8 protein-coding genes are annotated in these 12,101 nt (G+C 69.3%); 4 read left to right on the top strand and 4 right to left on the bottom strand.

Annotation, left to right across the window (positions count from 1 at the left end; all coding sequences use genetic code 11):
- Nucleotide 1: 1 nt before the first annotated feature.
- Both ACGF5O_RS23460 and ACGF5O_RS23455 read right to left on the bottom strand, forming a co-directional pair.
- On the bottom strand, nucleotides 2-1,306 hold the full coding sequence (locus ACGF5O_RS23460; protein ID WP_393811815.1) for a M20/M25/M40 family metallo-hydrolase: 1,305 nt from the start codon (nucleotides 1,304-1,306) through the stop codon (nucleotides 2-4).
- Nucleotides 1,299-2,132 carry a M55 family metallopeptidase gene (locus ACGF5O_RS23455; RefSeq protein ID WP_393811814.1) on the bottom strand — a complete coding sequence of 278 codons (834 nt, stop codon included), beginning with the start codon at nucleotides 2,130-2,132 and terminating at the stop codon, nucleotides 1,299-1,301. Before ACGF5O_RS23455 ends, ACGF5O_RS23460 begins: the two co-directional genes overlap by 8 nt.
- 80 nt (nucleotides 2,133-2,212) lie before the next feature.
- On the opposite strand from ACGF5O_RS23455, the gene ACGF5O_RS23450 reads away from it, so the two are divergent.
- Together ACGF5O_RS23450 and ACGF5O_RS23445 are read left to right on the top strand one after the other, a co-directional pair.
- On the top strand, nucleotides 2,213-2,746 hold the full coding sequence (locus ACGF5O_RS23450) for a hypothetical protein (protein WP_393811813.1): 534 nt from the start codon (nucleotides 2,213-2,215) through the stop codon (nucleotides 2,744-2,746).
- Nucleotides 2,746-3,435 (top strand): hypothetical protein, encoded by a 690-nt coding sequence (locus ACGF5O_RS23445; protein ID WP_393811812.1) that lies wholly within the window; start codon nucleotides 2,746-2,748, stop codon nucleotides 3,433-3,435. The genes ACGF5O_RS23450 and ACGF5O_RS23445 overlap by 1 nt, the downstream gene beginning before the upstream one ends.
- An 81-nt stretch (nucleotides 3,436-3,516) precedes the next feature.
- Here the strand turns inward: ACGF5O_RS23445 and ACGF5O_RS23440 are convergent, their stop codons facing one another.
- Together ACGF5O_RS23440 and ACGF5O_RS23435 are read right to left on the bottom strand one after the other, a co-directional pair.
- Nucleotides 3,517-4,014: a hypothetical protein gene (locus tag ACGF5O_RS23440; protein ID WP_393811811.1), complete on the bottom strand. Its 498-nt coding sequence runs from the start codon at nucleotides 4,012-4,014 to the stop codon at nucleotides 3,517-3,519.
- Nucleotides 4,015-4,020: 6 nt separating this feature from the next.
- The gene (locus tag ACGF5O_RS23435) at nucleotides 4,021-7,989 is read right to left on the bottom strand and encodes an SGNH/GDSL hydrolase family protein (RefSeq protein WP_393811810.1); all 3,969 of its coding nucleotides are present in this window, start codon (nucleotides 7,987-7,989) and stop codon (nucleotides 4,021-4,023) included.
- A gap of 600 nt (nucleotides 7,990-8,589) precedes the next feature.
- Between ACGF5O_RS23435 and ACGF5O_RS23430 the strand changes: the two genes are divergently transcribed.
- A complete protein-coding gene (locus ACGF5O_RS23430) occupies nucleotides 8,590-9,069 on the top strand; it encodes a DUF2690 domain-containing protein (RefSeq protein WP_393811809.1) in 480 nt (159 codons plus the stop codon).
- A gap of 68 nt (nucleotides 9,070-9,137) precedes the next feature.
- The gene (locus ACGF5O_RS23425) at nucleotides 9,138-12,098 is read left to right on the top strand and encodes a hypothetical protein (RefSeq protein ID WP_393811808.1); all 2,961 of its coding nucleotides are present in this window, start codon (nucleotides 9,138-9,140) and stop codon (nucleotides 12,096-12,098) included.
- Nucleotides 12,099-12,101 lie beyond the last annotated feature (3 nt).

Genomic DNA, 12,101 nt, shown 5'->3' with positions numbered 1-12,101 from the left:
GTCACGCTGTGCGCAGGAAGCGGTCCAGGACGCGGACGCCGAAGTGCAGGGCCTCGACGGGGACGCGTTCGTCGACGCCGTGGAACAGGGCCTGGTAGTCCAGGCCTTCGGGGAGCTTCAGCGGGGCGAAGCCGTAGCCGGTGATGCCGAGCCGGGAGAACTGCTTCGCGTCGGTGCCGCCCGACATGCAGTACGGCACCACGTGCCCGTCGGGCGCGAACTCCTCGACGGCGGCCCGCATCCGGGCGTACGTCGGTGAGTCCAGCGGTGCCTGGAGGGCGACCTCGCGGTGGTGGAACTCCCAGTCGACGTCGGGGCCGGTGAGGCGGTCGAGGGTGGCGCGGAACTCGTCCTCGGTGCCGTGCAGATAGCGTCCGTCGACGAAGGCGACGGCCTCGCCGGGGATGACGTTGACCTTGTAACCGGCGTTCAGCATGGTCGGGTTGGCGCTGTTGCGGACGGTGGCCTCGACCAGCTTGGCGGCCGGGCCGAGCTTGTCGAGGAGGAGGTCGACCTCGTGCAGGTCGGGCTCGATGCCGTAGAGGGCGGCGAGTTCGGTGAGGGCGGCGGAGACCGTCGGGGTGAGGCGGAGCGGCCACCGGTGCTCGCCGATGCGGGTGACGGCGGCGGCGAGCCGGGTGACCGCGTTCTCGCTGTTGACCTTGGAGCCGTGGCCGGCCCGGCCGCGCGCGGTGAGCTTGAGCCAGGCGGTGCCACGCTCCCCGGCGGCGATGGGGTAGAGCTGCCGCCCGGTGCCGTCGTGGAAGGTGAAGGCGCCGGACTCGGAGACGCCCTCGGTGCAGCCCTCGAACAGTTCGGGGTGGTGGTCGGCGAGGAACCCGGAGCCGTCCTCGGCGCTGGCCTCCTCGTCGGCGGTGAACGCGACGACGATGTCCCGCCGCGGCCGTACCCCCTCCCGGGCCCAGGCCCGCACGACCGCCAGGATCATCGCGTCCATGTTCTTCATGTCGACGGCGCCCCGCCCCCACACCACCCCGTCGCGGATCTCCCCGGAGAACGGGTCGACGCTCCAGTCGGCGGCCTGCGCGGGTACGACGTCGAGGTGGCCGTGGACCAGGAGCGCGTCCGCGGCCGGGTCCGTCCCCTCGACGCGGGCGACGACGTTGGTGCGCCCCGCGGTCCGCTCCAGGAGGATCGGTTCCAGGCCGGTCTCCGCGAGCCGTTCGGCCGCGTACTCGGCGGCCGGCCGCTCCCGGCAGTCGCCGCCGCCGAAGTTGCTGGTGTCGATCCGGATCAGCTCGGAGGTGAACCGGACGACCTCGTCGAGTGCCTGCTGGTCAGCCATACTGCTCCTCCACCGCGGCCGAGACGATCGTGGTGACCGCCTTGAAGGTGCGGATGCCGTCGTACATGGTCCCCTCGGTGTACGCCACCTTCCGCTCGCCGACCTGGTCCACGCCGGGGACGACGGTGGCGGCGAGGGCGAGGTGCTCGGCGTCGAACTCCAGGGCGATCGTGAAGGGCCCGCCGGTCACGGGCTCGTGCCGCACCGCGAGCTGGACGGCGTCCTTGGCGGCGGCGCGGATGTCGGCGGCGGTCCGGGCGGGCGTCCGGCACACGGCCGCGTACCGGGACACGTGGTCCTTGACGGCGACCTTCCGGGCCTCGGGCGCGTAGCCGAGGGCGTCCTCGCAGGCCAGGTCGTCGCCGGTGAAGAGGACGACCGGGACGCCGTACTCGGCGACGACGTGCGCGTTGAGCAGGCCCTCGCTGGCGCGGACATCGTTGAGCCAGACGCCGGTGACGGAGTTGGGCAGGTAGGTGTGGGCGAGGACGCCCTCCATGCCGGCGCCGGTGTGGTAGCCGATGAAGGCCACGCCGTCGACGTCGCCGTGCTGGACGCCCTCGACCATGGAGAGCGTCTTGTGCCGGCCGGTGATCATCTGGGCGCGGTCGTCGAGCTGCTCCAGGAGCAGGTTGCGCATGCTCCAGTGGGCCTCGTTGATGAGGACCTCGTCGGCGCCGCCGTCGTAGAAGCCGAGGACGGCGGCGTTGACGTCGGAGGTGAACATCGGCCGGCACCGCTCCCACTGCGGCGCGCCGGGCAGCACGTCGCCGGGCCAGGTCACCCCGGTGGCGCCCTCCATGTCGGCGCTGATGAGGATCTTCATGGTGCTTCACGTTACGCGTCGACGGGTGAACTTCCTACGAGGCGGAACGAAGGTCGAGCCCACTCCCGTATGCGGCGCCGGTGCCGGCGACGGACCCGGAGCCGGTCGATGCCGAGCGGGCTGACGAGGAGGGCGGTCGGCCGAGGCGGTCGGCGGAGGTCTTCCGGGTCTTCGGCTCGCGGAATCCCCACGCGTTTGAGGGACAACCGAGTTACCCCGCGGGCGACGTCTTCCACAAGGTCACCGGCCGCTGGGAACTCAACCAGGCCCGCCTGCCCGCCGGCGACCAACCCGGCAAGCGGTACGACGTGTTCGTCCACCTGCCCAGCCATGGCGGCCAGGCGAACGTGAAGTACAACTTCATCCCCGGAGACAACACCGTGGGGGCCAAGGCAGACTACTGCCACGTCAACCAGGCAACCCGCAGCAACGGCAGCGACACCTGGTTCGAGTTCGGCACCTTCACCTTCTGGAAGGGCGGCCGCATCGAGGCGGACAACCTACACGACGCGGGAACCGGAGACGCCGACGTCGCCTTCGACGCGATGGCCTTCGTCCCGCACAACAGCAAGGTCACCACACAGGCATGCCAACTGATCGACAGTGGTCCCTGATGAGCCACAGCAAGCGCGTCGGCCTCGCGCTGACTTCCGCGGTCGTGGGTGCCGTCCTGACACTCACCTCCTGCACCGCGCACAAGCAACAGGATCCCCCGGCCGCCGCGGACGGCGAGCACAAGCCGCCACCGACCGAGCCGAGCCCCGCCCCCTCCTTCACACCACCGTCAGCCGCTGCCCTGCCCACCCACGCGATCCCGGCAGAGGAAATGCCGAGGCTGGGCGAGGCGACGGCCATGGCCAAGGGCTATACGGGCAAGGCGTTCTTGGACAACCTCTCGAAGGCATGGGGCATCAACCTCGGAGCTCCGAAGGAGGAGGAGTTCCCCGGCGGCCGCAGGAAGACAGTGATCACCGGTGACAACGGCAAGGGCCTGTCCCTGTACCTGACGGTCACGAAGGCCGACGAACTCGTTTTCCTGGACTGCGTCGCAGCAAACGGCAACACCCACACCACCGCCTTCCTCCGCGCCTGCGCCGCGGTCGACGCCCCGGGCACCGACGCGGACAGGGCGACCACATGGTTCGACCAGGCCAAGAAGGAGACCGACACCCTGTACGCGAAGAAGAAGGCAGCCACCGTCAGCGGCATCCTCACCACCGGAAAACTCGTCATGTTCGTGAACAGACTGACCGACTCCGAACAGCTGAAGATCCTCGGCGGCGGAACCGCGGAAAACTCCTGACCCGCCCCACACCCGGCCCCCGTCCGCATCAGCAGCCGGGGGCCGATCCTCAGGACTCCATCACCTGCTCGGGCCCGGTCGTCATGCCCCGTTGGATTCCGGCTTGTCCGCCGCGACGTCCTCGCAGGACTCGTCGGGCTCGTGCGCGGTGATCCGAACCTGGGTCGGGTCCGCGGTCCTTGACGGGAAGTCGATGGTGAAGCAGCGGCTGACCTTGGTGTCCCCTGAGCCGAAGAGGTGCGGGAAGGGCTCGTACGAACGCGAGAACCGCGCCAGGACGCGCGCGCCCGCACCGTCGAACCGCAGGTAGTAGAGCCACGCGCCGGTGCGACCGACCGCGGTGGCGTACACCTCGTCCATCTGCCGGCGCGTGGTGGGAAAACCCCCGTCACGAGCGAGGACGTCGTCCACGAAACGCTGGGCGTCCTCCCGCGTTCCCTTGAGAGCGGCCGCCTTGCGCTGGTCCGCCCGATGGGCGCCGACGGCGTAGTAGGTCACGGTGACTGTCAGAAGGGCGAGCAGGACCGCACCCAGGGTCTTCGCCCAGGGTGCGGTCCTGCCTCGTTGCTCGGATGCCATGGCTGCCTAGAGCTCGCCGACCGCGCGGCTGAATGTGTCGGCGTAGGCGGAGGTGCCGACGCCGTTCGGATGGTAGCTCTCCCGGCTGATGCACCAGGAGTCCGTGCTGAGGCACCGGAAGTCGCCGTCGCCCTCGGGGGCCGTCACGATCTTGTTGATGCCCTCGTCGTCGTCGCAGGCCCGCTTGCCCTCGAAGTCGCTGTCCGGGGATGCGAAGCTGACCGGGAGACCCTGCAGCTTGAGCGAGTCCACGAGTTCCTGCTGCTTGGTCTCCATGTAGTCGGCCATCGCGTCCACCCTCGCCATCCCGGCTCCGCCGACACCGCTCACGCAGAGGGTCACGTTCTCGTCGAAGATGCGGGGATAGCCGAGCAGGACGATGTCGGCGTTGGGTGCCTCCGCGTGAATCGCGTTCAGTACGTCCTTGACCCCGGTCGAGTCCTGCGTGCCGGACACGGCGTCGTCGATGTCGCTCTCGATGTCGTCCTCCGAAGGACACCCGGTCGTGGCACACATCCGCATCACGTCCGGGAAGCCCGCGTCGTTGCCGCCGATGGTGAGCGCCACCAGGTCGGTGTCGTCGCTGAGGACGCCCGAGTCGATCTGGAACCGTTCATGGAAGTTCCCGTCGAAGCCCCATGTCTCCTCGTCGTCCGCGTTGACGGGTGTGCCGGACAGCACCTGCCAGGTGTGTGCGCCGGAGCAGGAGACGTTCTGGAGATCCAGCGAGTCCGTGTGGGAGTCGCTCAGTTCACCGATGGTGGCGGAGCCGTTCGGCAGTGTCGTCTTACGCGCCCAGGAGTTCTCGCTCCGTCGGCACGCGTTCCAGGTGCTCTCTCCGTAGTCCCGGTCGGATTCGGCGCTGTAGCCGCCCGCGCCCTCGCCCGAGGAGTACGAGTCCCCCATCTGGACGATCATCCGGGGCTTGGCCGACAGCGGCTGGAAGGCCACCGACGTGTATGCCACGTCCTCGTCGGCGGTGCCGTCCTCGGCGGTGTTCGTGAGCTCCACCCGGGGAGTTCCGGTGAACCGGTACACACCGAGTTCGGCCCAGGTGTTCGCGCCGTAGTGGGTGTTCAGATAACGGTCCCGGTCGCCGCCGTCCACCCCGTGGATGACGTAGTGGGCCTGCTGGGTCTGCGCGCCGGTATCGGGCAACTGCACGAACACCCGGGCCCAGCCGTCCAGATCCTGGCCGAGGGTCCAGGTTCCGTCGACCGTCATGACCCCGTCGTCACCACCGAGGTGGGCGGCGTTGCGGGTGTGCGCGTACCAGAAGTGGCCGCCGTATCCGCCGCCCACCTGGGACAGGTCTCCCTTCGCCTCGTACTGCCCGAGGCCGGGACCCGATGTGCCGTCGGAGTTGAACGTGAACTCGAAACTTCCGTCATCGGTACCGGTCGTGCCGCACGAGCTGTATGTGTTCGTGTTGTCCGGTACGGAGTTCACGATCAGCGCACCCGCGGGCAGACCGTCGTCGGTGCAGACAGGGGTGCCGTACTGGAGCCGGGTACCGCGGCCTGGTTCGGCGACCAGAGTCAGGTACTTGATGTTCTCGAAGCCGCACGTGGTGGCGCAGTCGCTCTTCCAGGTGGCGTTGGACTCGTGCCACCAGTACTGGGTGTAGCAGGCGGCGTCGGGGCAGTCGGGCGGGTCGGCGGTGTCGCAGTTGTTCGCGGTGTTGCAGAAGGTGCTGAGCGGCGGCGTGGCGTGCGCGCGGTTGTACGTCGCGCTGCCCGGAACCGTGTAGGCGTCGGCTGTGCCGTTCCAGTAGGCGGGGCGGAAGCCAGCGGACGAGAACCCGGACTCACCCGGCCAGTCCTGGCGGCCGGAGGTGGCGTAGGAGAAGCCGGTGTCGATGGACCAGGAGGCCCAGCCCATCACCTTCTCCTCGTAGGGCCAGTCCTGCGGATGCGCGGCGTCCTTGGCGGCGCTCGGGTCGATGTCGGTGTTCATGAAAGCCGAACGGGACGGCGGATACACGGGGTTGGCGGGGTTGTTGTACCAGCCGAGGCCCCAGTTGCCGTTGGTGCCCGCGTCCGCCGCCTTGTTGAAGCCGAGGTTGTAGTTCCACAGCGCCGCGAACCAGTTCTCGGGCTTGGCCGGGTCGTCGTTGTTGACGGTGATCGTCTGCCCCGACTCGTGGATCTCGTTCCACTTGTCCGCGAGGATGTACAGCGAGGCGGCGACATTCACCGAGTAGTCCAGGGCGACCGCGCGCTGCGTGGTGACGGGCAGCGCGGTCTCGCCCTCCTTCTCGTACCCGGCGAGGCGCATGCCGTCGGTGACCTGCCCGACGCCGTAACCGCAGTCGGAGTTCGCCCAGTCGATCTTCCAGTAGGCGGCGGGGTCGTCGCCCGCATGGCCGTAGAAACCGGCGTAGGAGGCCAGCGGGTTGCCCATCTGGCCGGGGATCGAGCCCGGTTCGGCCTGCCACAGGTTCGACTCCTGCGCCATCACGCCGAGCAGCACGTTGGCCGGGATCCGGCCGCCGCCGGTCAACGACGGGAGGGGGAAGAGGCCCTGGGGGTCGATGGTGCTCAGCCCGATCTGGTCACGCCAGCCGCCCTGGGTGAGGTAGCTCGCGCGCAGGTCACCGCGTACGGCCATGTCGACGGCCCACTCGACCTGGTTCGGGGTGGGTTGCAGGGCCTGGGAGCCGACATCGTTGCGGGGCACCGAGCACCAGCGGTCGGTGTCGACCGGGTCGTGGGCACGGGGGTCGGTGTCGGTGGAGGTGAGGGCGGCAGGCGTGGTCGCGCCGGTGAGGGCGGGGGACAGGGAGGTGCCGCCGTCGGCCGCGGTCTCGGCCACCGACTGGGTGATCTTCTCTCCGGTGCCGGTGGCGGTGGACGTCACGGTGGTCGGTTCGTCGTCGGTCACGGTGTCCGGCGCGCCTGTTGCGGTGTCCTCCGGCCCGGGGCCGCTCGTGGTGAAGTTCTGGCCCGCGTCCTTGATCCGGTCCAGGCCGCGGCGGACGCCGGGGGTGAGCACGGGGTCGACGGCGAGGCGTCCCAGGGTGGAGACGTCCGTGTCGGCGGGCGCGTCCAGGCGCGTGACGTCCGTGTCCTTCAGGTGTGTGGCGGACGGTCCGCCGGTGAGGAACACCCGGCCCTCGGCTCCCTGGCGCAGGTCCAGGTCGTCGAGCCTGCCGGAGGCGATCACGGAGGGCTCGCCGCTCCCCGGCCAGAGTTTGGCGTGCGCGGTGGAGTCGCCCGCGTGGTCGAGGAAGGCGACCTGACCGTTCGCGGTGGGCCGGATGTCGAAGGGGACGCTGTCGGCGGCGGCGAGCGTCGTCACCCTGCCCGCGTTGTCGATGTGGACCAGTGCGTGCCCGCGTCCGCCGATCGCGCCGTCCTTGACCGGTACCGCGCCGGTGATCTCACCCGCCGTCGCCGCCGAACCGATCGTCCTGCCCGCGGAATCGACGGTCACGACCCGGGTCTCCGTCTTCGCCGGGTCGTTCATGTCGCGGAAGGCGGTGAACGCGGCCGTGTGCGTGACCGTGTTGCAGGACGGGTCGAAGTAGGCGAGCGATGCGGTGAACGGCAGCTTCACCGTCTTGCCGGTGGCGATGTCCACGATGGCCGCGAACGCGCCGCCCTGCATCAGGTCCGGCTGGTTGGTGAACGTGCGGGGTGCGTACACGGCGGCGACGTGATCCGCGTCCATCACGCACTGGTTGCCGATCCAGGTGTCCGCCGGCATCCCCGGCTCGGACAACGAGGCGACGGTCTTCCAGGCGTAGGCCTTCGCCGAGTCCGCCACCAGGATCTTCAGGCCGACGGTGTCGGCCGCGCTCGTCACCGCCCGGTCCTTGGAGGTCTTCCAGCCCGTGCCCAGTTTCCGGTCCGGATGGTCGACCTGGGACGACGGTGCGGACCGGGCGGTGGAGGGTTCGGGGGTCGGTGCCGTTTCCGCCTCGGCGGCGAGTGCCGGCGCAGCGGCCGGTAACAGCCCGGTGACCACCAGCACGACGGATGTGAGGGCGACGGATGTCCGTGCTCTACGTCTCGGTCTCAAGAATTCTCCAAGGTCTGACAGAGCGGAATTCCGCGGCGGCCCGCGGCAGGCGGGAGTCGGCACTGCCGCGCCCTGCTGCGTCTCAGGTCGTGACTCTCTCTACTGAAAGATCACAGATGGCTTTCCGTCAGCGAACCGCGTCAGGGTAGGCGGGGGCCGAGTTCCAGCGGAAGGGCATGGGCGACCGTCGACACCCGGAGAACCCGGGGCCGTTCACCGACGGTGGCAGCGCGTGTCCGATCGTGGGGGAAGTTGGGGGTTTTTACTTCGACTTCACCCTGCGGCCCGATCTCACTCTCCGCGCTACAGGTGACATGAATCACCTTTGTTTTCAAGGACGTTGACGACGTCGAGGCCGAATTCCTTGAACTTCCCTTGGGGAAGGCTTGGTTCTCCCGGCCGGATGATGGCGATGAAGCTGTATGGGTCACACAATCAAACGCGCTGCTGGGTGACGACTACGGGGGTGGTGGCGGCGCGTAGCACGGCGTCTCGGCGAATCCACCTCCGGTGCATGAGATTTACCTTAATTCCATCGGCAAAGGATGGTTCATGCCCAGACGAAGACGCCTCCTGTCCTGTTTGGCCGCCCTCGCCCTGGCCGGCGGCTGCGTGCTCACCGTCTCGACGCCCGCCTCGGCGGTGGGCTGCCAGGGGTCGGCGTGCGACGGTGCCAGTCCGGTGACGATGGGCTGCGACGGCGACGCACGGCTCCTCGACGAGGTCGATGCGACCAATCTGTCCGTGCGCTTCTACCACTCCCCCACGTGCGACGCGTCCTGGGCCTATGTGACGTCCGCTTTGGACTCCACGATCGCCGTGGACATCTACTACCTGCCGCAGTTCGGCGGCACGGAGGCGTACTACACCGCCGACTATCTGAACCCGGGCGACGTGGCCAAGCCCACTCCGATGGTCGGCGGCAACGCCCAGGCAAAGGGATGCACCGAGGACGACGGACCCGGCGCGGACCCCGCGCCGGAGGTCTGGCAGCAGGAGGGGGACCACGGACTGTGTACCGCATGGCACTGACCAGCGCGCCGGCCGCCAGCAGGCGGTCAGGTCGCGGCGGACGGTCCCGGACCCGGTCCGCTCGTTTCGTGTCGCGGCTGGCCGCCGTCTCCTGCGCGGCGCTAGCCGCGGGGTTGCTGCCGGCCACCGGGGCAGCCGCCGTGACCGTCGCCGCCACGACCGAGTCCCACACCGGCGGACATCTGTTCGCCTCCCCGGACGCCGCACTCGGCAAGGGCTGGAAGTCGTCCTCCGACCGTGCGGTGACCGGCACGGGTGACTCGCAGGGATTCCACATCCTGGTGGCGGACGAGTCGAAGTCCTTCGCCTACCGTGAGGTCGCCGATCTCACCCAGGAAGGGCTGGACGGGATCGGCCCCTGGACCGGATACGTGTGCCAGACCGGCTCCGGCCGGTACGCCGCCGCGGTCTACGCACCCTCGTCCGCCGTCAACACACCGGCCCTGATGCAGCACGACGCCTTCGCCGCCGTCGTCGACCTGGACACCGGCAAGGTGACCCAGGCCGCCACCAAGGTGCAGCTCGCCTACTTCTCGCCCGGCTGCGGAGCCGGCGACACCGTCACCTTCACCCGTACGACGGTCGGCGACTCGGCGAAGGGCACCACGACCCTCCTCGACATCGATGCCAGAACCGGGGAGACCGTCGGGAAGACCACCGTCGCCGGTCAGTTGACCAACCCGCTGCCCACCACGGGCGGCGACATCGGCGTGCTCGGCGGACGGCTCGTCAAGGTCGGCGCCGACGGCAGCACCGGCACGCTCACCGACCTGCCCGGCCGTGCCTTCGCCCTGGCACCGGCGGCTGGCGGTGGCGTCGACGTGGCCGAGGTCGACGGCGGCAAGGACGTCCTGCGCCGCTGGACCGGCACGAAACTCACCGAACTGGGCAGCGCCCCGCTCGGCAAACTGGCCCTCTTCCCACGCGACGGCGGTGACCTGGTCGCCGGTCAGGTCTCGGACATCGACACAGCCAAAGCCCCCGGCCTCGTCAAGGCGAGCAGCACCGACAAGCCGGTGGCAGCCTCACGCGAGGGGCATCTGCTGACCACCTCGGTGGCTTCGCAGGAGCTCAAGGGCATCACCTCGAAGATCGGTTCCGCCGACGGCCAGGGCGCCGGAGTCCTCACGGTGGGCGCGCTCGCCACCTCCTCCGGCTCCACGGCCACCACGGAACTCGTCACCCCGGAGGCCACGGCCGCCGACGCCACCGCCGACGACGTGGAACCCACCGTCGACGGCCAGTCGGAGAAGGACTTCCTGGCGCACGCCGGCGTGGCTCCGACCGATCCCAACCCCCAGTCCCACTTCACCAACTGCCTGGTCAAGCGCAACGACGTCGACGCCCAGGCCCTCCAGCCGAGCGCCAACCAGGTCGAGTGGGCCGTCGACCAGGCCGTCCACGGCGACCTGGACATCACCCGCCCGGCGAACTACCTCGGCACCGGCAGCGACGCCTACGACCCCGAGTCGCTGTTCCCACGGGTCACGCTGACCGACGGCGGCACCGTGCCCGCCCAGGTGATGCTCGGCATCCTCGCCCAGGAGTCCAACTTCAAGCAGGCGTCCTGGCACTCGGTCCCCGGTGACGGCGGCAACCCGCTGCTCGGCGACTACTACGGCAACGCCGACAGCATCCACACCTACCCCAACGGCTCCGTCGCCGACTGCGGTTACGGCATCGCCCAGGTCACCAGCGGCATGAACGAGGCCAAGCCCGACCCCTACGAGCCGACCGAGGCGTACGCCATCGCCACCGACTACGCGGCGAACATCGCGGCCGGCGTACAGATCCTCAGCAAGACCTGGAACCAGCTCAAGACGCTCGGCATGAACGTCAACACCGGCAACTCGGCCTACATCGAGAACTGGTTCATGGCGCTGTGGGGCTACAACAGCGGTGTCTACACCGACGCCTCCACCAACGGCGGCCAGACCGGACTCGGCTGGTTCAACAACCCGGCCAACCCGATCTACCCCGCCGACCGGGCCCCCTTCCTGCGGGACTCCTACGACGACGCCGCGCACCCGGCCAACTGGCCCTACGAAGAGAAGATCATGGGCTGGGTGGAGACACCGCAGCGCACCTACAACAGCCAGCCCTCGTACGCGCTGCCGCAGTTCCCGGTCGGCGGCACCAGCCCGGCCGGCAAGCTCAACCTCGATCTGGACTACCGCGCCTACTGCGACAGTTCCAACAACTGCGACCCCGGCGCGGCCTCCGGCACCGACCCGTGCCCGGCCGAGGACGGAACCTGCTGGTTCAACGGCTCGGTCAGCTGGGGCGGCGGCGAGGACAGCACCACCGGCTCCAGCGAGAACCTCGTCTACTCCCTGGGCGCCGGCGAGCCCGCGCTCGACCGCCAGTACAAGGCGGGCCCCTGCGGCGGCGCCCCGGCCGGTCTGCTGATCGACGACGTACCCGACCCGAAGGACAACACCCAGGGCTGCACCGACTCCCGTACGAACGACGGCAAGTTCACCTTCCAGCTCGGCGACAACTTCACCTACCAGCGCAGTGACGGCAGTTGGCGGGCCACCGGCGACATCGCCCCCATCGACCTGCACCAGCTGGGCGCCGGCTACGACGGGCATGTCTGGTTCACCCACGCCTACCCCGGCGGCGCCGTCCCCGAGGCCGGCGACCTCTGGCACAAGGTCCTGGCCACCTGGACGCCCGACCCGGCCCTGATGGCGGACTACGGCACCAACGGCGTCCTCTACGACATCTACGTCCACCTGCCCAGCCACGGAGCACAGGCCGTCGTTCCCTACACCGTCCACGTCGGCATGAACAACGCCGGCGCGAAGCCCACCCACGTGTGCAACGTCAACCAGGCGACCAAGAGCAACGGCAACGACGTCTGGGTGGACCTCGGCACCCTCCGGCTGTGGCAGGGCGCCAACATCCAACTCGACAACGTCAGCCGCAGTGACTACACCGGCGACCAGGACGTCGCCTACGACGCCGTGGTCTTCCAGCCGACCACCACCGTCGCCACCTCGGACCACTGCTTCACCGACTCCTGACCC

It is taken from the genome of Streptomyces sp. NPDC048291 (assembly GCF_043201715.1).
Taxonomy (GTDB): domain Bacteria; phylum Actinomycetota; class Actinomycetes; order Streptomycetales; family Streptomycetaceae; genus Streptomyces.
Note: the sequence above shows the minus strand (reverse complement) of the source record. Positions and strands in the feature narration are given on the sequence as shown.